Genomic DNA, 18,367 nt, shown 5'->3' with positions numbered 1-18,367 from the left:
CGATGCGCTGGGACCCGGATCGGTACGCCGCGTTCGCGGACGACCGCGCCCGCCCCTTCCACGACCTGGTCGCGCAGGTCGCGTGGCCGGTCGGGGACGGCCGGGAGGCGCCCCGTCGCGTCGTCGACCTCGGCTGCGGCCCCGGGACCCTCACCGCCACGTTGGCAGCGCGGTGGCGTTCGTCGACGGTGGTCGGGATCGACTCCTCGGCGGAGATGCTGGCGTCGGTGCCGGCCGCGCCGAACCTCGCCTTCGAACTCGGCGCGATCGAGGACTGGACGCCCGGCCCGACCGACGACGTCGTCGTGACGAACGCCGCGCTGCAGTGGGTGCCGTCGCACGTGTCGCTGTTGCCGCGGTGGCTCGGGGCGATGCCGTCCGGGTCGTGGTTCGCGATGCAGGTGCCGGGCAACTTCGGGTCGCCGTCGCACGCGCTCATGCGGTCGGTCGGGGCCTCCGGGCCCTGGGCCTCGGCGCTCGACGGTGTGCTGCGCGAGGACCCGGTACTCGACCCCGCCGGCTACCTCGGCATCATGCTCGACGCCGGCTTCGACGCGCGCGCGTGGGAGACGACCTACGCGCAGCTGCTGCCGGGAGCGAACCCGGTGCTGTCGTGGGTGCGCGGGACGGGGCTCCGGCCGGCCCTGGCCGCGCTCGACGCCGCCGACCCCTCGGGTGCGCTCACCGCGGCGTACACGGAGCGGTACGCGGCGGCGCTCCGCGAGGCGTACCCGGCGAGCGCCCACGGCACGGTGTACCCGTTCCGCCGGGTCTTCGCCGTCGGCCGCAAGCGCTGACGCCGCGCCCGCGCCCGCACCCGCGCCGGCCCGCTCCACCGCGGTTCGCACAACCGAAGTCACGTCGAGCCGCGCGTTCCCCCGGCTCGACGTGACTTTGGTTGTGCGCCGTGCGGGACGCACCGCGCCCGGCGCGCCTACTCCACGGTGACGAGCGTGCCGAGCGGCAGGGCATTCACCGCGGCGACGGCCTCGGCGTCGAGCCGCACGCACCCGTGCGACACCGCGCCCGAGGTGGTGGCGTTCCAGTGCAGCCCGATGAGCCCACCGTCGTGGCCGCCGTACGGCTCGTCGGCCGCACTCGAGTGCAGGGAGGTCAGCTGGATCGGGTGGTCGCCGGTGCCCTGCGCCGGGTCGACGTACCGCTGCTCCAGGTAGCCCGTGACCCCGGTCGGCGTCGGGGTGTCCGCCGTGCCGACCCCCGCGTCGAAGCGGTGCGTCACGGCGCCGGACCCGTCGACGATCGACACCGTCTGGTCCTTCGTGGAGATGACCACGCGCGAGGTCGGGGTCGTCACCTCCTGAAGCGACGCCACCGGCACCCACGCCGATGTCTGCGCCGCGGCCCCCGCACCGTGCGAGGTCGAGGGGAGCTGCTGCCGCGCCGGGGTGAGGACGAGCTCCCAGTCTCCCTCGCGCCGGAGCCCGACGACCGTCGTCGGCTGCCGCAGGAAGTCCGACGCGGCGAACCGGGCGACGGGTGCCGTGCGGGCAGCACCGAACAGGGGTGCGTCGGCGCGGAGGTGGAACACCGTGGCGGCGGTGACCGTGCGGTCGAACGGCATGAGGCCGGCGACGACGGCGGAGTACTGCGCCTCCGGCAGGGCGGCGAGCGCGGCGGAGCTGACGTGCGGGACCGCGGGTACGGCCGATGCGGTCGGCGACGACGTCGGCGCGGGCACGGACGCCGACGACGACGATGTGGCGCCTCCGAGCAGGGGCACGGCGACCGCGGCGGTCACGGCGACGATCGCGGCGGCGACACCGACGGTGGTCCAGAGGGTGCGGGTGCGCATGGCGGGACTCCAGGAAGCGGGACGTGGCACCGGTCGGCACCCGCGGAGAACGGGCGCCGACCAGCGGGAGGGGATCAGCCGGAGACGACCGGCAGGTGGACGCCGGTGCCCGGGTCGACGACCCCGCTACCGGTACCCGCGCCCGAGCCACCGCCGGTGCCGCCACCGGCCGCAGCCGGCGTGACCGTGATCGCGAGCGGCGTCGCCAGCACCGAGGCACCGGAGGCGTCGACCAGGTCGATCGTGTGCGCCCCGGTGGCGGTCCCCGCGGGGATCGTCACGCTGCCGGTGACTGTGCCGTCCGCGGCGACGGTGAGCGTGCCCACCGTGACCGGGTCGGAGTGCAGGACGACCCGCAGCGACGACCCGGCGGTGAAGCCGGTCCCGGCGAGCGCGAGCGAGGAGCCCGCGGCGACCGAGGTGCCGTGCGGCGCGGTGAGGACGCCGGTCAGGACGCGGGCGGTGCCACCGGTGGCGAGCACCTTCACGCTGCCGTCGGTCGCGACCGAGACGGTGGCGCTGGTCGCGGCTGCCAGGTCGAGGCGCTCCCACGATCCGTTGGCCGTGCCGGACTGGTCGAGCGGGGCGCCGGACGGGGCCTCGGTCTGCGCGAGCACGGCGGTGCGCTGTGCGTCGGTGAGCGTCGGGAACGCGGTCAGGAGCAGGTTCGACGCGCCGGTGGGGACGGACGGCGCGAGGCCGGTCGTCCCGGTCGCCGCGAAGCCGTAGGTCATGCGCTCGCGGTAGACCTGCACGGCCGAGGCACGGTCGGTGACGACCTGCGCGGTGCCGCCGGGGATGGCCGCCCCGCCGTAGGGGTCGTCCGTGTAGGGCTTCTCCGCCGCGATGCACGCGGCGAGGGTGCCACCGCACTCCTTCTCGAGGTACGACACGAGCTCGGCACGGGCCGGCTCGAGGACCGCGGTCCGGTACTGCGTGTCCGACCAGCGGGCCGCGAGTGCCGCCTCACCGTCGATGCGTCCGCCCATGATGTCGAGCGGGTAGTGCACGCCGAGCACGATGCGGTCGTTGCCGGCCTCGGACGCACGGGCGAGGAGCTCCGGTGCGAGCTCGGGGACCAGCGTGGCGAGGGTGATGCCCGCCTGGTACGCCGTCGTGGTGTGGCCGGAGGGGAACGACCCGCCGGTGCAGATGCCGGCCGTGCCGTAGCCGGCGTCGAGGACGACGTCGTTCGGCGAGAACTCGTGCGTCGTGTCGGTCACCGTGGGCACGCGGGTGATGTCGAGCGTGCCGTCTGCCGAGGCCCACGCCTTGCCGGCGCGGTTCGCCGCGAGCGACGAGGCGTTGACCGTCGCCGGCGCGCAGCCGGTCTGGTCGTCGGTCGCGGGCAGCGTCGCGGTCGTGGTGGCGGGCAGGTAGGGGCGCGGGTAGCTGTAGTGCGCCTTCGCGTCGCCGGTGCTGACGTACGCGCCGCTGGTGCCGTTCGAGCTGTTCACGAGCGCCGAGGTCAGGGGCAGTGCGCCGGACTGCCGGCCTTCGAGGTAGATCTTCTCGAGCGATGCGCCGAGGCCCTGCGACACCGTCGACGACTGGTCGTACCCGGTGTTCGTGGCGTTCTGGTACTCGGAGTCCTGCAGCGCCCTGAGCTGCTGCGCCTTCGTGGCGTGCTGGTTGATCCAGGACGTCAGCTGGTCGTTCTTCGCGAGCGTCGCCGGGTCCTGCACGGTGCCGTGCAGGTCGTTCTTCCCCGTCGACTGCCAGAACTGGTCGTAGCCGTTCAGCAGGGACACGAGGTCGGGCTTGCTGGAGTCGCTCGGGTAGCCCGCCGCGTTCGCGACGAGCGGCGAGCCGAGCACGAGTGCGGTCGCGACCGTCGCGACGGTCACCCCGCGGAGTGCGGTTCTGCGCATGTGGTGTGGTCGCCCGCGAGCGGGCGACGCTCCTCTCTTGGTACCGGCTTGGAATCACCGGAACGCTAAGGAGAGGTGGTTGCGGGACGGGGAACGGACGTCGACCACGAGGTGAACCGGGCCGGGGGCTGTGCGCATTCGCAGCCCCGCGCCTCCAGTCAGTCGGTGGTCACCACGTGACGGCCTGGAGGCGCGGCTCGTCCCCCTGCACCGCGAGGGCCGCCATGGGCGGTACCGTCCGCCACCGGCGCCGCAGGCGGCGCGGCCGGTCGTCCCGCCACGCGATCACCCCGCCGGCGACGACCCCGAGCGCCAGCACCCCGAACGAGAACAGCCCGACCAGGCCGACGAGCGCGAGCTTCGACGGGTCTCGCACGTCGGTCGTGGCCGAGAGCGCGATCGACCCGAAGTCCCAGAACGCGTGCAGCAGCACGGGCAGGAGCAGGTTGCCGGTCAGCCGCCGGGCGACGTAGAGCGTCGACCCGAACGACGCGGCGAAGACGACCTGCACGAGCGTCGCTCCCAGGCTCGCGCCGGCCAGGGCGTTGAGCAGGTGGAGCAGGCCGAACAGCAGGCACGAGGCGATCCACACGCCGAACTCGGGCAGCCGGCGGCGGAGGCCGACGAGCAGGACGCCGCGGGTCATCAGCTCCTCGAAGACCCCGACGAAGAGCACCCCGACGGTGAGCAGCAGGAAGTAGCGGACCGGTAGTGCGGACCAGTCGACGAGCGGCAGTCGCACGACGCAGACCACGAGGATGAGCAGCGGCGCGAGCATCGTCCAACGGAGCCCGGTGCGGGTCGGATCCACCGTCGCGATGCGCCACCAGCCGAGGCCGGTCACGACGAGGCACAGCGCGACCGCGGCGATGCCCTCGGGGACCACGAGCGACCGCACGACGCTCTCGACGGTCTGGCCGAGCGTCGGGTAGTCGTCGCTCGGACGGGATCGCCACGCGCTGATCGCCGCGAACACCACGAGCGGTGCGAGACCGACGAGCAGCGAGGGCGGGACGGGCCAGCGGCGGCGACGGGCGGGGGCTGCTGTGGTCACCTGCTGTTTGTACCATTGGGGCATGCGCCTGCCCTCCCTGTCCACGATGGCGGAGGACTACGTGAAGCTCGTCTGGAAGGCGAGCGAGCGCGGCGGTCCGGGGCTGGCGACGCGGGACATCGCGGCGACGCTCAAGGTGTCGGCCTCGACGGTGTCGGGCAACCTCCGGAAGCTCGACCGCGACGGCTTGATCGAGCACACCCCGTACTACGGCGTCGTCCTCACCCCGCTCGGCCAGCAGGTCGCCGTCGCCATGGTCCGGCGGCACCGGCTCATCGAGACGTTCCTCGTGGAGCGGCTCGGGTACTCGTGGGACGAGGTCCACACCGAGGCCGAGGCGCTCGAGCACTCGGTGTCCGAGACCTTCCTCGACCGGGTGGACGCCGACCTCGGGCACCCGACGCACGACCCGCACGGCGACCCGATCCCCCGCGCGGACGGCACGGTGCCGGACTCCCCGGGCACGCTGCTCGGCGCGGTCGAGCCCGGCGCGTGCGGCACCGTCGACCGGGTGTCCGACGACGACCCGTCCCTGCTCCGGTACTTCGACGAGCTCGGGGTCGGGCTCGGCACGCACCTGCGGGTGGAGCGGGTGCGGGACTACGCGGGCGTGATCGCGGTGTCACGCCGCGGTGCCGACGGCGAGGAGTCGCTCGTCGACCTGCCGGCGGCCGCGGCCTCGGCGATCTGGCTCGCCCCCGACGCCGACTGACCGCCCCGGGCTCGACTCAACCCGCTCGGCGGCCACCCGACGGTGGGCCCTCAGTCGCGGAACACCGGGGAGGACGGCCGTCGGAACGGGGCCGTCACCGTCGGCAGGACGTCCCGCCGGTTGATCCAGAGCACCACGAGCGCCGCGGCGACGTGCACCGCGCTGAGCACCCACCGTCCGTTCGTGTCCGTCACGAAGAACTGCACCGCGAACAGTGCCGCGAGCGCGATCGCCGACCACCGGTGGAACCGCAGCGCGATGATGATCGCCACGCCGAGCACGGTCTGCGACGCGGTGAGCACGAACTCCTCGACCTGCCGGCCGTCGAGCGGCAACCCGCCGGTGGTCCCACCGCCCAGCACGTGCGCGATCGGCAGCGACCCGACGAGCAGGGACCACTGGTTCACCTTCGACGCGATGAGCGTGCCGATCGCGGCACCGCCCATCCCGCGCAGGGCGAAGAGCGCGGCGACGATGAACTCCGGCGCCTCGGTCGCGAGCGGCGCGAGCCACTGCACGAGGAAGTAGCTGTCGATGCCGAGCGCGCTGCCGGACTGCACCAGGGCGTCCGCGAAGGGCTCGGCGGACGACAGGATGACCGCCGCGGCGACGACGAACAGTGCGACGATCGTCCACCGACGCGCCCGCTGCGGCATCGAGGCGATGTTCCCGGCCATGCCGACGAGCTCCTCGTCGTCCCCGTCGTCGGACACCTTCGACGCACGCCAGAGGTACCAGACGAAGGCGGCGAGCAGCACGAACCCGAACCACACCGGGATCGACCCCATCAGCGGGATGAGGAACGCGACGACGGCCAGCAGCGCCAGGAACCCGATGTCGAGTCGCGAGGAGCGTTCGAGCGCGAGCACCCGGGTGGCCGAGGCGGGGAGCGACCCGGTCCGGACGAACCGCCGTGCCACGAGCAGCGAGATGATCACCACGAGGGGCCACCCGAACCCGAGCAGCAGCCGGTTCGACCCGGTCATGTTCGCGGCGGCGAACTGCTCGTAGGCGGGGTCGTACCCGGACCGGAACGCGTAGTACAGGTCCACGGCGTACTCGGGCAGGACGGCGATGAGCGCGAGGATAGCGATGGCGAGTGCACCGGCGATGTCCTTCTGCGCGGCCTCGGCGGCCCAGGCGAGCAGGAACGACGCGGCGACGACGGCGGCGCCGAACACGAAGAGGTCGACGAGCGGGGCCGGGGCGAACCCGCCGATCCGGAAGACCACGGCGGGCAGGGCGACGGCGATGCAGATCGCGATGCGGCCCCAGGCGGTGGCGTGCATCCGTGGTGCGGGGGCGGCGGGTGTGGTGGACCCCGGCGACGCGGGCGTGGAGAGGGTGTTCGTCATGGTGGTCCTCGTGCTGGAGCCATGACGCGACACACACTGAGCGGCTTCGGCCATGGCGGAACGGCCGAAGGTCTCGCTCGCCCGGTCGACCGCCTGCTGCGACGGTGTCCGGGTGGTGCACCGGGCCGATCGTCGTGATGGCCAGTGTGTCGATGCACGCGCTGGGAGCTACTCCCCTTCGACACCCACCTTGGCGCGCTCCGATCCGCATGCGCAAGCCGATCCGCCCTGTTCGGCGGCCCGAATCCGGGTCTTCCCCGGCCCGCCCCGTCAGGGCCTGGAGGCGCGTGGCGGCGCCGCCACGCGCCTCCAGGCCGGCAGCCGGGTCGCGCCCACCGCGACCCGCCGTCGGTCGTCAGCCCGACGCGCGCTTGGTGCGTCCGAGCGCGACCTCGCGACGAGCACGCTCGAGCGCGAGGCCCGCGGCTGCGTCCGGATCGCGCAGGAGCCGTCGGACGTCGGCCACGTGCTCCTGGACGTCCTCGTCGCGACGCGCCTCGGCGGTGTCCAGCACCGGCGCGACGATGTCCTCGCCGAGTGCGACGATCGCTCGGCTCAGCGCGAGGCGGGCGTCACGGTCGCCCTGCCCGAGGTCGCGCGCCAGACGTCGAGCGAGGTCGGGTCGTTCGGCGTCCGGCGCGAGCCGCACGGAGGCGCGCCAGGCGGTCCGGACGACGCCGCGGTCAACGTCCTCGAGTCGCTCGACGACCGCGGGGTACACCGCGCCGTCACCGATCTTCGACAGGGTGTGCAGGGCCTGGCTCCGCGCCTGTGCCTCCGGTCGGTCCAGCTGCACGAGGAGCCTCGGGACGACCAGCTCGGCCGGCAGCCGCACGAGCGCCCAGGTGAGCATCTCCCGCACCTGCAGGTCGGGTTCGACGGCGCACTGCTCGACGAGGACGTCGAGGTCTGCCGGGTCGGGGGTCGTGCCGGCCTCCATGACCGCCCGGAGCCGGACGGTGGGACGAGGGTCGCTGAGGGACGAGGTGAGCGTCGACATGATCGACACCAGCAGACCCCACGGACCTGAAAGCGCACCCGGTGGCGGGCATACCGTGGCGTCGTTCGATCGTTCCGACCTGAAAGGACCTCGCATGCCCCGCATCGGTACCAGTGACCTCACCGTCTTCCCGCTCGCCCTCGGCGGCAACGTCTTCGGCTGGACCGCCGACGAGCAGACCTCGCACCGGGTGCTCGACGCCTACACCGGTGCCGGCGGCGACTTCGTGGACACCGCGGACGTGTACTCCGCCTGGGCCCCCGGCAACGAGGGCGGCGAGTCGGAGCGCGTCATCGGGTCGTGGCTCCGCGCCTCCGGCAAGCGCGACGACGTGGTGATCGCCACGAAGGTCTCGCAGCACCCGCGGTTCTCCGGCCTCGGTGCCCAGAACGTCGCCGCTGCCGCGCGGGCCAGCCTCGAGCGTCTCGGTACGGACCGCATCGACCTCTACTACGCGCACTTCGACGACGAGTCGACCCCGCTCGAGGAGACCGTCCGCGCGTTCGACCAGCTCGTGCGCGAGGGACTCGTCCGGTACACGGCGATCTCGAACTACACCCGCGCCCGCGCCGAGGAGTGGATCCGCATCGCGAAGGACAACGGCCTCGCGCTGCCGGTCGCGATCCAGCCGCACTACAACCTCGTCACCCGCGAGCCCTACGAGTCGGACATCGCCCCGCTCGCCGCGGCCGAGCACCTCGGCGTCGTGCCCTACTTCTCGCTCGCCGCGGGCTTCCTCACCGGCAAGTACCGCACCGCGGACGACTTCGCCGGCAAGGACCGCGAGGGGCAGGTCTCGGGCTACTTCTCCGACGAGGGCCTGGCCGTCGTGGACGCCCTCTCGACCATCGCCGAGGCCCACGGGGTCGAGGTCGCGACCGTGGCACTGGCGTGGCTGCAGGCGCAGCCGGACGTCGTCGCGCCGATCGCCAGCGCCCGGAACACCGAGCAACTGCCGGCGCTGCTGGCATCGGCAGAGCTGGAGCTCACCCCGGAGGAGCTGCGCACCCTGTCCGACGTGTCGGCGAAGGTGCCCGCCGCGGTCTGACGCCGCCGGCGCCGCCTGGCGCCGTCCCGGCGCCGTCCCGGAACGACATCGTCGACGTCGTACGACATCGACGATGTCGTTCCGGGTCGTCTGACCCGGGCGGCTGGCGCGGCTGACCCGGGCGCGCGGCCCGGCCGGCCTACGGCGCGACGGACCCTGTCAGCGGCTCCCCCGACGAGCGGGTCACGAAGCACGAGATGAACGTGTCGCCCTGGTCCCACGTCGCCTGGTCGGGCGCGTACGACCCCTGCACCTGCACGTCCCCGACGGCCGCAGCCGCCGACGTGTTCAGCGCCGCCGAGGTCTGGCACTGCTCCGCAGCCTGCGCCGCGAGGGCGTCCGGCCCCGGCCACTGACCCGCCGTCACGGGCAGGCGGGCGGTGAGCTGGGCGGCGTGCGGACTCGTGCAGTCCACGACGGTGAAGGTCTGCGCCCACGCGTCGGTGAACGGCGACAGGCACTCCCCGCCCGCGAGCTCGGTCCAGCCGTGCTCGCCCGGGGCCGCAGGGGTGGTCGCGAACTCCAGGTTCTGCAGCCCCTGGGTCGGCGACGGGGTCGCCGCCGGGCTCGACGCCGTGGAGGCCTTCGCCGAGGACGACGCCGGGGCGGACGCCGCCGAGGTCGAGGTGGGCGCCGGGGTGTGGTCCTCGATGGTGTTGCCGAGGATCCACCGCGTCAGGGCGAACACGGCGACGAGCAGGATGACGATCAGCGCGACCGAGCCCCAGATGAGCAGGCGCTTGCCACGCTGCCCCTCGTTCCGGAGCTTGGCGAAGCCCTCGTTGATGAAGTTGCCGCGGTCGCCGCCACCGGCCGCGGCTGCCGGAGCGACCGGCGTCCGACCCGGGCCGGGAGCGTGCGCCGGAGCACTGCCGACCGCGGGCATCATCCGGGTGCTGCTGTCGTGCGGGTCGTAGCCGGTGCCGCCGAGCTGCCCGACGGCCTCGGTGCCGAACAGGTCCTTGATGGCGCTGGTGTCGCTGGTCTCGCGGCCGTCCCACTCGGACTGGTCGAGCTCGTCCGGAGCGGCTGCCGGCAGCGGCTCCGGTCCTGCGTCGTCGGCGGTCGGTGCGTGCCCGCGGATGCCGGTCACGGCGTCGAGGTCCTGCCCGACGGCCGGGGGCAGGTGCGCCGGGTACGCCTGCGCGTCGGTCGCCGCGGCGGGTTCGACCAGCGGCGGGGCCGCGGTCGGCGGCACGGTCGCCTCCGGCTCGGCCCACCAGGGCGTCTCCGTCACGGGCAGCGCGGTGGTCGCCGCGTCGGCACGGGTGCGGTCGGACGGCGCGTCCCGCTCGTCGGCCTGGAGGCCCGTGGCCGCGTCCGCCTCGTCGCTCTCGTCCTCGACCTGCGTCCAGTCGAAGGCCGCGGTCGGCTCGTCGCGGTGCGTCACGTCGGACGGCGTGGCCGCGGTCGGGGTGTCTGCAGGCGGCACGACGGTCGGCGGCACGACGGCCGGCGGGACGGCGACTGCTGGTGGCACCACAGCGGGCGGGGCGACCGCCGGCGGCACGACAGCGGGCGGCACCACGGCCGGCGGCACGACGGCGGGCGGCACGACAGCCGGCGGCACGGCCGGTTGCGCGACGACCGGCGGCGGGACGACGGCGGGCAACCCGAGGCCCGGCGTCTCGAGCTCGCCCGAGACCACGTCGTCGTCGGACTCGTCCGCCAGCGTCCACGACCCGCCCGCGAGCGCCGTCGTGTCGAACGCGTTCGTCGTCAGGGTCGTCGGGACCTCGCCGGTCTCGTCGTCGCGGATCGCCCAGTCGAAGGGGCGCTCGTGCCCGCCGGTGTCCTGCGCGGCGGCGGCGTCGGCGATGCGGAGCAGTTCGGTGAAGCTCGGCGGCTCATCGCTCGTCGGCAGCACGTTCTCGACGCCGAGCGGCTGCTGCGGCGCCACGGGGGCGGCCGGCGCCGGGGGCTCGGGGTGCGAGCCGGTCGCCCGGCCGAGCCAGTCGACGTCGCTGCGACCCTCGCCGAACGGGTCGAGGCGACGGCGTTCGTCCTCGATCGCACGGTTCTCGGCGGCGCGCTGGTCGCGGTGCGACTGGGCGGTCGGCAGCTGGATCGACGAGGGGTGCGGCGCGGCCGGGGCCGGCGGTACGGGAGCGGCGGCCGGGATCCGCTCGCCGAGGGTCTCGCGCTCGTGCTCGGCGCTGGCCTGCGGGTTCACCGACGGCGCGGTGAGCTGCTCCGGCATCGAGATGGCCTGCGTCGCACCGTCGTCATCGGCAGAAACGGGCGCGGGCACGGACGCGGGCGAAGGCGCTGACGCTGGCGCTGGCGCTGGCGCGGACGTTTGCACCGGCGCGGAGGCCGGGGCCTCGGGCTCGACGGGCTCGAACGGTTCCGGCAGCGGTGCGCCGGTCTCGCGAGCGGCCTTCTCGGCCTCGCGACGTTCGCGCCGCGACGGCCAGTCGTCGGCACCGCGCGGCGCACCGAAGATGTCGGCGGCACTGCGGAGACCGTGGAACGGAGCGTCCGGGGCGGACTCGCGCCGTGCCTCCAGTCCGTCGTCCCCGTGTTCGGGACCGGCGGCCTGGTCGGGCTCGTGCGCGTCGTCCGGACGCTCCGGGGTCACGCGCTCAGCCCCAGATCAGCCAGCCCGATCGCCGCGAAGTACGGGTACCCGGCGGCCTCGATCTTCTCCTTCGCGCCGGTGTCGCGGTCGACGACGACGGCCACGGCGGCGACGATGGCGCCCTCGCGCTCGAGCGCCTCGGCGGCCTTGAGCGGGGAGCCACCGGTGGTGGAGGTGTCCTCGAGCACGACGACGCGCTTGCCGCGGAGGTCCGGACCCTCGACCTGCTTGCCGCGACCGTGGTCCTTCGGCTCCTTGCGGACGACGAAGGCGTCGTAGGCCAGACCGCGGGCGGCGGCCTGGTGCAGCACGGCGCTGGCGATCGGGTCGGCACCCATGGTGAGGCCGCCGACGGCGTCGACGTCCGGGACCTGCCCGACGAGGTCCGTCATGACCTGCCCGATGAGGGGGGCCACGCGGTGGTCGAGGCTCACCTTCCGGAGGTCGATGTAGTACGTCGCCTTCTTCCCACTGGTGAGGGTGAAGTCGCCGTGGAACACCGCTTCGTCCGAGATGAACTGGATGAGCTGGTCGCGCGCGTCGGTCACAGCCCACAAGGGTAGCCGGTCGTCCCCGGAGCGCGCTCCCCCAGCCCGTGGGGGTGTGGAGGAGCGTCACTCGGTACGCTCCGGTCATGCCCTCCGACGCGCGCACGACCACGGCCGTGGTGCGTCCGTCCGGCGGCCCGCGGTGGCGTCGACTGGTCACCGCGATCGGCCGGGAGGCAGTGGGTGCGCTCATCGCGCTGGCCCTGTCCGTCATCGCCCTCCGTCACGTGCTCGCGACGGCTCGCGTGGACCTGCTCTGGTACGACGGCGACTCCGTGCTGCTGCCGCTCGTCCGGCGCTCGATGGAGCTGGGGCAGCCGTTCGAGTGGGCGATGTCCCCGGCGCTGTTCTTCTTCCCGGAGCTGCCGGTCTACCTGCTGAGCGCGGCGGTCACGGCGACCCCGCAGCAGGCCCTGGCGCTCAACGGCGTCCTGGTGCTCCTCGCCGTGTACGCCCTGGTGCGCGCGGCGGCGAACGAGCTGATGCCGGCGGCTCGACGGTCGGCCCGCATCGCCGTCGCCGCGATCGCCCTCGGGTTCCTGACCCTGCTCGTGCTCACCGAGTCGTCGGCGACCGCCACCTCGCTCGAGCTCGCGTCGCTGCTCCTCACCACGACCTACTACTACGGCGTCGTCCTGGCGATGCTCGGCACCGCCGTGCTCGTGCTGCGCGCGGTCCGGGTCGGTCGGGCCACGGTGCCGGTCCTCGTCGTCCTCGGCCTCGTCGCCGCGTGCACGACCGCGTCGAACCCGCTGTACGTGCCGTGGTCGGCGGCGCCGGTGGTCGTGACCCTCGTGCTGCTCGCCGTCGCGCGTCGGCTGCCCTGGCGCCCGGTGGTGCTCCTCGCCGTTGCCGTCACGGTCGGGTCGGTCGTCGGGTACCTGCTGCGGATCCCGCTCCGTCCGTTCGTGTCGCTCGACCCGTCCACGTACGTGCAGCCGTCGCGGGCGGCGGAGACGCTCGGCTTCTTCGCCGCGCTCACCGACGACCGTGCGGGCACGGCCGCCGGGGACGCCGGACTCGTCCTGATGTTCGTCGGGGTGCTCGTGACCGTCGGGGGGACGGTGTGGGCGTGGCGGGTGCGGACCTCGCGAACGGTGCTCGTCGCGGCGGCGCTCCCCCTCGTCACCGTGGTCGCCGTGTCGGTCGGGGTGGTCCTCGCCGGGTCGTCGACCCCGCGCTACCTCGAGCCGGTCGTGACGGCCCCGCTCCTCGCCGTCGTCGCGGTCGCGGAACTCGCTCGCACCGCGGTCCGACGCACGCAGGTGCACCGCCCCCGGCGAGGACTGCGCGTCGTGCTGGCGATCGCCGCGGCGGGGGTCCTGCTCGCCGGGGTCGCCACGGCGCCGAGCACCGCGCGGGCGGTCGCGACGGCGCGGTACGACCCGGCCTCGTGCCTCGACGCGTGGGCCGACGGCCGTGACGTGGTCGGGGTCGGGCAGTTCTGGACGGTCCGACCCCTCGCCGCGTACTCGTCGACGAACGTGCAGCTGCTGCAGGTCCGCGACACCTTCGAGACCTACCCGTGGCTCGTCGACCTCGGGGCCTACCGCGACGCCGCACCGACCTTCGTCGTGATCGGGTCGCGCGACATCTGGACGACGGCGGTCGAGGACTCGCTCGGCAGCCCGGCCGCGATCACGCACTGCACCGGGTTCGACGTGTACGACTACGCCGGCACGTCCGGGGCGGCGGTCCTGCGGCGGGACGTGGTGGGGAGTGCCGACCGGATCCGGCTCGAGCGGGGGTTCTGACGGGTCCTCCCCGCCGCTCTGCGGACGGTTCCCCACGCGGTTCTCCGCGTGGTTCTCCGCACACGACTTCTCCACAGCGGCGCGCCGTCGGGCGGTCTTCTCTGTACGGATGTATAGGCTCGTCGCCGTGACTCGCCCCACCAGCCACCGCACCACGCGTGCGACCATGCGCCTCCGACTCGCCGCGACCGCCCTGGCCCTCGCCGGCCTCGTCGGCACGGTGGTGCTCGACGCGCCGTCGGCCAGTGCGGCGAAGTACCCCTCGTGGGACGAGGTGATGGCCGCCCGCGGGCAGGAGTCCGCGAAGCAGGGCCAGATCAGCACGATCAAGGGCATCATCACCGGTCTCGCCGACGACCTGAAGGAAGCCGAGGCCGAGGCGAAGCGGCTCGGCACCGAGTTCTTCGATGCGCAGAGCGACGCGCAGGAAGCCGCCGAGAAGGAACAGCGGCTCCGCGCCGACGCCGACGAGCACAAGGAGATCGCCGAGCAGAGCGCCGCGCAGGCCGGACAGTTCGCCGCGCAGATGGCCCGCTCCGGCGGTGCCGACGTCACGGCGTCGGTGATCACCGGCGGCGAGGACGCGAAGGACCTGCTCTACAACCTCGGTGCCCTGAGCAAGCTGTCCGAGCAGGCCGAACGGGTCGAGGCAGCGGCCACCGCCGACGCCGCGGTCGCCCGCTCGCTCACCGCGCAGGCGGACCGGGCAGCCGAGGCGCTCGAGGACCTGGCGGCCGAGGCCGAGCGCCGCATGCAGGCGTCGCAGGCCGCTGCCGACAAGGTGCAGACCGCGTACGACGAGCAGCAGACCAACAAGGCGCGGCTCGACGCCCAGCTCGCGACGCTGACCACCGGCCGCGTCCGGACCGAGGCCGAGTTCGCGGAGGGCGAGAAGGTCCGCAAGGCAGCCGAGGCGAAGGCCGCGCGCGAGGCGGCAGCACGTGCGGCCGCAGCCCTGGCGGCCGCGGCGAACAGCGGCGGCGGGGGCGGGGGCGGCGGCTCCGGCAGCAGCGGTTCCGGCGCCGGCGGTTCTGCGGGGTCCGGCAGCGGCACCGGCTGGGTCCGCCCGGCCAGCGGGTACGTCATCAGCCCGTACGGGTACCGCGTGCACCCCATCACCGGCGTGGTGACGAAGCACGACGGCGCCGACCTGGCGAGCGGCTGCTACACACCGATCGTCGCGGCGTCCGCGGGCACCGTCGACTACGCCGGCTGGTACGGCGGGTACGGCAACTACGTCCGGATCAGCCACGGCGGGGGCGTGCAGACCGCGTACGGGCACATCGTGAACGGCGGGTACCGGGTGTCCCCGGGCCAGCAGGTCTCGGCCGGGCAGCTCATCGCCCTGGTCGGTTCCACCGGCGCCTCCACCGGCTGCCACACGCACTTCGAGGTCCACATCGGCGGCGCGACCGTCGACCCGATCCCGTTCATGGGCGCTCGCGGCGTCGCGTTCTAACGACCCGGCCCGTCAGCGTTCGGCACCGTCAGCGCTCGGTACCGTCAACGCTCGGTACCGTCGGCGGTCTCGATGCCGTCGTCGTCCAGGTTCCACAGCGCGCGGTACCAGACGGTGCGCTCCTCGTCGATCGGCACTCCGTAGGCCTCGTGGAACAGCTGGTCCCACCCGGGGCCGTAGTTCCAGCCGAGCGCCATCGTCGCGACGCCCAGGTCCGCCCACCGGTCCGCGATGCCGAGCGCGTCGAGGTCCACGTGGCCGGCCCACCGACCGTCGGCACCGATGAGCGTGTTCGGCGTGCAGGGGTCCCCGTGGCAGACCACCACGCGGTCGACGGGCGGCTCCGGTCCGATCGACTCCGGGTCGGCGCCGGCGGCTCGCGCACGGCCCGTCCGCTGCGCCGTGGACCACTCGAACGGGCAGTCGAGCACGGGCAGCGCCTCGTGCAGGGCGCGGAGCCCCTCGCCGGCCGCGACGACCGCCGTGCGCGGTTCGTCGTGCCACCGGGGGTCCACGGCGCTCCACCCGGGCAGGGCGCGGGTCCGCAGCCAGGCGCCCTCGTCGTCGAGGCCGTGGTCGAGCAATTCGGGGACCCGCGCGTACCTGGACGCCCAGGTCAGCCGGGCCGCTTCGCCGACGACCCAGGGCGCGTAGGCGTGCGGCAGGACCTTCACGTACTCCTCGGCGTGCCCGTCCTCGCCGATGCGGAACGTGCGGCCACCGATCTCGTTGACCCAGACCGCCTGCACCGGCCGACCGCGAGCGGCCTCGGTGACGACGTGCGGCACGACGACGTCCCCACGGGCGCGGGCCAGGCCGTCGACGGAGCGGGGCACGGCAGCCTCAGTGCACCCGGTCGGTCCGGCCGGAACCCGAACCGCCCCGGGCGATCTCGAGCAGCACCGGCAGCCGGTCCCCGAGCAGCGCGTCGAGGTCGGCGACGATGCCCTCGACCCCGGTCGTGATCGCACGCGGCGACGCCCCACGACGGGGACGGACGCGGATCCGGATCGCCCGGTTGCCCCGGACGCGGTAGACGTCGACCGCCAGGGAGCCGACCTGCGGCATCGCGCCGATCGCCGACGACAGCGCGTGCTGCACGGCGGCGGCGTCGATGCGGACGAGTCCCGCGACACCGTCCGAGGACCCGTCGTCCTCGACGACCGTGCCGACGCGTCCGCCACCGAGGGCCGACAGCACGACGAGCGCGAGGATCCCGAGCACCACCCCGCCGCCGAGCACCCAGGTCCACGCGGTGACGGAGGCGTCACGGTCGGCCCCGGCACCGAGGTCGCCCAGCGCACGGCCCCAGTCGTGCCAGGTGGACGCGGCCCACGGCACCGTCTGCACCAGGATCGTCGCGACGCCGGCGACGAGCAGCACCAGGCCGACGACCACGAGCGCCGTGCGGCCGAGACCGCGGTTCGTCGCGTTCATCCGTCGACCCGTCCGGTCGGCTGCACCCGGACCCGCGCGGTGATCGGCGGCTGGGCGTCGATCGCGGCGAACTCGTCCGTCACGGCCTCGGTCGCGGCGACTGCGGGGACGTCGACGCCCGCTGCGGGGCGGAGCACGACGTCGACCGTCCGGCGGCCGACGGTGCCCACGGCGGCGTCGGGCCCGAGCCGGGTCACGGAGCGTGCCGCACGGGCCGCGGCGGAGGCGAGCACCTCGTCGTCGACGACCACGGCCAGGCGGTCGGACGACATCGCGTGCCGGGGCCGGCGCTGCGGCAGGAGGCCCTGCGCGAGGAACACCAGTCCGAGGAACGCCACGATCGCGGCGATGCCGACGGTGATCGTCGTGTCGAGGCCGCGCGGCGCCCGGACGGCACGGTCCACGACGTCGCGCGGGTCGATGCCGAGCACCCGCTGGTCGAGCAGCACGAGGGCCGCCGCGAACACGGCCGCGGCGGCGAGGACGAGCAGGAAGATCATCGCGACGACGACCGTGCCGGAGCGCGAGGCACTCGTCTCGCGGCGGACGATGCGGCGGTAGACACGGTCGTGGGTGCGGCCGGGCGTCGTGGCCGCCGTCGCCTCCTGCTGGAGCGTCACCGGACCCTCCTCGGCGTGTCCACGACCGACGACGAGAACGTCACGGTCACCCGTTCGACCTGTCGGCCGGTGATGTGGCGGAGCCGCTCGGCGATCAGGGCACGGGCGCGGTGCGCCGTCGTGACGACGGGTTCGTCGGGGACCGCGTGGGTCCCCAGCACCGGGACGGCGAGCGGGGCGGTGATCTCGACCGCCAGCGCACCGTGACCGTCGTCGGCGACCCGGGCACGGGCCTCCCGGAACGGCACGCGCAGCGCTTCGGAGGCGACCGCCTGCGCGGTGTGCACGAGCGCTGCCGATCCGACGCGGTCGTACCCGGCCACCTGCCGCGGTGCGGGCGGGGGCGCTCCGACGCCGCCGGCCACCGCGGCTGCGCTCACGACGAGCTCCGGCGTCCGCGCAGTACGTCGAGCAGGCGGCGGAGGTCGATGTCACCCGACACGATGCGGGCGACCAGGCCGCCGACGAGCATGAACACGGCCACGACGACGAACGCCCAGAAGCCGAGCGTCACGGCGACGATCGCGAGGACCGCGCCGACGCCCATGCCGACGACGGTGGCGTTCACCGGACGCGACCCTCGGCATCGGTCTCGACACCGTTCAGCGCCGGGATGTTGACGTCGTTGATCGCGATGTTGACCTCGGTGACCTCGAGGCCGACGAGCTCGGTCACGGCGCTCGTGACGGCCGCGCGCACGGCGGACGCGACGTCCATCATCGGGATCGGGTAGTCCACGACGATCGTCAGGTCGACGGCGACCTGGGTCTCGCCGACCTCGACGCGGACGCCCTGTCCGAGCGCACTCGAACCGATCGCGTCGCGGATCGCTCCGAAGGCGCGCGCCGCGTTGCCGCCGAGCGCGAAGACGCCGGGGACGTCGCGGGCGGCGATGCCCGCGACCTTCGCGACGACCGTGTCGTCGATGATGGTCCTGCCGTTGGTGGTCACCTGCGTCGTCACGGTGCCCGTGGTCGCGGTCCCGTCGACGCGGTTCGTCGTCGATGCCATGAGTGCCTCCGGTTGCGGTCGGTTGCTGGACCACCCAGCGAACACCATCGTGCCGTGCCGCGGCCGAGAGCCGCACGCGGCACGCGGCACGCGGCGGCGGTCCG

At 74.1% G+C, this 18,367-nt stretch carries 18 protein-coding genes; 5 read left to right on the top strand and 13 right to left on the bottom strand.

All coding sequences use genetic code 11. The features are described from left to right. Positions 1-2: 2 nt before the first annotated feature. On the top strand, positions 3-797 hold the full coding sequence (locus tag EDF64_RS17125) for a methyltransferase domain-containing protein (protein ID WP_133521165.1): 795 nt from the start codon (positions 3-5) through the stop codon (positions 795-797). A 137-nt stretch (positions 798-934) separates the two neighbouring features. Here the strand turns inward: EDF64_RS17125 and EDF64_RS17120 are convergent, their stop codons facing one another. The 3 genes from EDF64_RS17120 to EDF64_RS17110 form a co-directional block, all read right to left on the bottom strand. Beyond that, positions 935-1,813 carry a L,D-transpeptidase gene (locus EDF64_RS17120; protein ID WP_133521164.1) on the bottom strand — a complete coding sequence of 293 codons (879 nt, stop codon included), beginning with the start codon at positions 1,811-1,813 and terminating at the stop codon, positions 935-937. A gap of 74 nt (positions 1,814-1,887) precedes the next feature. Beyond that, positions 1,888-3,684, bottom strand: coding sequence for a phosphatase PAP2 family protein (locus EDF64_RS17115; protein ID WP_133521163.1), 1,797 nt, complete (start codon positions 3,682-3,684; stop codon positions 1,888-1,890). 169 nt (positions 3,685-3,853) lie between these two features. After that, positions 3,854-4,738, bottom strand: a complete 885-nt coding sequence (locus EDF64_RS17110) for a CPBP family intramembrane glutamic endopeptidase (RefSeq protein ID WP_166645794.1) — start codon at positions 4,736-4,738, stop codon at positions 3,854-3,856. A 22-nt stretch (positions 4,739-4,760) separates the two neighbouring features. Between EDF64_RS17110 and EDF64_RS17105 the strand changes: the two genes are divergently transcribed. After that, a complete protein-coding gene (locus tag EDF64_RS17105) occupies positions 4,761-5,450 on the top strand; it encodes a metal-dependent transcriptional regulator (protein ID WP_133521161.1) in 690 nt (229 codons plus the stop codon). 50 nt (positions 5,451-5,500) lie between these two features. Here EDF64_RS17105 and EDF64_RS17100 read toward each other — a convergent pair whose 3' ends face one another. Together EDF64_RS17100 and EDF64_RS17095 are read right to left on the bottom strand one after the other, a co-directional pair. Continuing rightward, positions 5,501-6,805, bottom strand: a complete 1,305-nt coding sequence (locus tag EDF64_RS17100) for a sodium:proton exchanger (protein WP_243736442.1) — start codon at positions 6,803-6,805, stop codon at positions 5,501-5,503. A gap of 355 nt (positions 6,806-7,160) precedes the next feature. Next, positions 7,161-7,805 (bottom strand): HEAT repeat domain-containing protein, encoded by a 645-nt coding sequence (locus EDF64_RS17095; RefSeq protein ID WP_133521179.1) that lies wholly within the window; start codon positions 7,803-7,805, stop codon positions 7,161-7,163. A 94-nt stretch (positions 7,806-7,899) separates the two neighbouring features. Here EDF64_RS17095 and EDF64_RS17090 point away from each other — a divergent pair, with 94 nt between their 5' ends. Beyond that, positions 7,900-8,853, top strand: coding sequence for an aldo/keto reductase (locus EDF64_RS17090; RefSeq protein WP_133521160.1), 954 nt, complete (start codon positions 7,900-7,902; stop codon positions 8,851-8,853). A 139-nt stretch (positions 8,854-8,992) separates the two neighbouring features. Here EDF64_RS17090 and EDF64_RS17085 read toward each other — a convergent pair whose 3' ends face one another. Together EDF64_RS17085 and pyrE are read right to left on the bottom strand one after the other, a co-directional pair. Continuing rightward, entirely contained in the window at positions 8,993-11,434 is a 2,442-nt protein-coding gene (locus tag EDF64_RS17085) for a septum formation family protein (RefSeq protein ID WP_166645793.1), read from the bottom strand. After that, on the bottom strand, positions 11,431-11,982 hold the full coding sequence (gene pyrE / locus EDF64_RS17075) for an orotate phosphoribosyltransferase (RefSeq protein WP_133521157.1): 552 nt from the start codon (positions 11,980-11,982) through the stop codon (positions 11,431-11,433). Before pyrE ends, EDF64_RS17085 begins: the two co-directional genes overlap by 4 nt. Before the next feature lie 86 nt (positions 11,983-12,068). Here pyrE and EDF64_RS17070 point away from each other — a divergent pair, with 86 nt between their 5' ends. Both EDF64_RS17070 and EDF64_RS17065 read left to right on the top strand, forming a co-directional pair. Continuing rightward, entirely contained in the window at positions 12,069-13,736 is a 1,668-nt protein-coding gene (locus EDF64_RS17070) for a hypothetical protein (RefSeq protein ID WP_133521156.1), read from the top strand. A gap of 127 nt (positions 13,737-13,863) precedes the next feature. Beyond that, on the top strand, positions 13,864-15,195 hold the full coding sequence (locus EDF64_RS17065; RefSeq protein ID WP_133521155.1) for a M23 family metallopeptidase: 1,332 nt from the start codon (positions 13,864-13,866) through the stop codon (positions 15,193-15,195). 44 nt (positions 15,196-15,239) lie between these two features. Here the strand turns inward: EDF64_RS17065 and EDF64_RS17060 are convergent, their stop codons facing one another. The 6 genes from EDF64_RS17060 to EDF64_RS17035 are packed head-to-tail and all read right to left on the bottom strand — an operon-like array spanning position 15,240 to position 18,263. After that, positions 15,240-16,031 carry an aminoglycoside 3'-phosphotransferase gene (locus EDF64_RS17060; RefSeq protein WP_243736441.1) on the bottom strand — a complete coding sequence of 264 codons (792 nt, stop codon included), beginning with the start codon at positions 16,029-16,031 and terminating at the stop codon, positions 15,240-15,242. A gap of 7 nt (positions 16,032-16,038) precedes the next feature. Next, positions 16,039-16,632 carry a hypothetical protein gene (locus tag EDF64_RS17055; RefSeq protein WP_133521154.1) on the bottom strand — a complete coding sequence of 198 codons (594 nt, stop codon included), beginning with the start codon at positions 16,630-16,632 and terminating at the stop codon, positions 16,039-16,041. Further along, positions 16,629-17,252 (bottom strand): hypothetical protein, encoded by a 624-nt coding sequence (locus EDF64_RS17050; protein WP_133521153.1) that lies wholly within the window; start codon positions 17,250-17,252, stop codon positions 16,629-16,631. Before EDF64_RS17050 ends, EDF64_RS17055 begins: the two co-directional genes overlap by 4 nt. Further along, a complete protein-coding gene (locus EDF64_RS17045; protein WP_133521152.1) occupies positions 17,249-17,632 on the bottom strand; it encodes a hypothetical protein in 384 nt (127 codons plus the stop codon). The genes EDF64_RS17050 and EDF64_RS17045 overlap by 4 nt, the downstream gene beginning before the upstream one ends. Beyond that, entirely contained in the window at positions 17,629-17,820 is a 192-nt protein-coding gene (locus EDF64_RS17040; RefSeq protein WP_133521151.1) for a DUF2273 domain-containing protein, read from the bottom strand. The genes EDF64_RS17045 and EDF64_RS17040 overlap by 4 nt, the downstream gene beginning before the upstream one ends. Beyond that, positions 17,817-18,263: an Asp23/Gls24 family envelope stress response protein gene (locus EDF64_RS17035; RefSeq protein ID WP_133521150.1), complete on the bottom strand. Its 447-nt coding sequence runs from the start codon at positions 18,261-18,263 to the stop codon at positions 17,817-17,819. The genes EDF64_RS17040 and EDF64_RS17035 overlap by 4 nt, the downstream gene beginning before the upstream one ends. Positions 18,264-18,367: the final 104 nt, after the last annotated feature.

Source organism: Curtobacterium flaccumfaciens, assembly GCF_004361695.1.
GTDB classification, from domain to species: domain Bacteria; phylum Actinomycetota; class Actinomycetes; order Actinomycetales; family Microbacteriaceae; genus Curtobacterium; species Curtobacterium flaccumfaciens_B.
The sequence above is the reverse complement of the archived record's forward strand: the minus strand, read 5'-3'. Positions and strand labels throughout refer to the sequence as shown.

Bases quoted from the DNA above. Each gene is read 5' to 3' on its own strand.
- EDF64_RS17125 (WP_133521165.1), top strand. From the start codon at position 3: ATGCGCTGGGACCCGGATCGGTACGCCGCGTTCGCGGACGACCGCGCC.
- EDF64_RS17120 (WP_133521164.1), bottom strand. From the start codon at position 1,813: ATGCGCACCCGCACCCTCTGGACCACCGTCGGTGTCGCCGCCGCGATC.
- EDF64_RS17115 (WP_133521163.1), bottom strand. From the start codon at position 3,684: ATGCGCAGAACCGCACTCCGCGGGGTGACCGTCGCGACGGTCGCGACC.
- EDF64_RS17105 (WP_133521161.1), top strand. From the start codon at position 4,761: ATGCGCCTGCCCTCCCTGTCCACGATGGCGGAGGACTACGTGAAGCTC.
- EDF64_RS17100 (WP_243736442.1), bottom strand. From the start codon at position 6,805: ATGACGAACACCCTCTCCACGCCCGCGTCGCCGGGGTCCACCACACCC.
- EDF64_RS17095 (WP_133521179.1), bottom strand. From the start codon at position 7,805: ATGTCGACGCTCACCTCGTCCCTCAGCGACCCTCGTCCCACCGTCCGG.
- EDF64_RS17090 (WP_133521160.1), top strand. From the start codon at position 7,900: ATGCCCCGCATCGGTACCAGTGACCTCACCGTCTTCCCGCTCGCCCTC.
- EDF64_RS17070 (WP_133521156.1), top strand. From the start codon at position 12,069: ATGCCCTCCGACGCGCGCACGACCACGGCCGTGGTGCGTCCGTCCGGC.
- EDF64_RS17055 (WP_133521154.1), bottom strand. From the start codon at position 16,632: ATGAACGCGACGAACCGCGGTCTCGGCCGCACGGCGCTCGTGGTCGTC.
- EDF64_RS17035 (WP_133521150.1), bottom strand. From the start codon at position 18,263: ATGGCATCGACGACGAACCGCGTCGACGGGACCGCGACCACGGGCACC.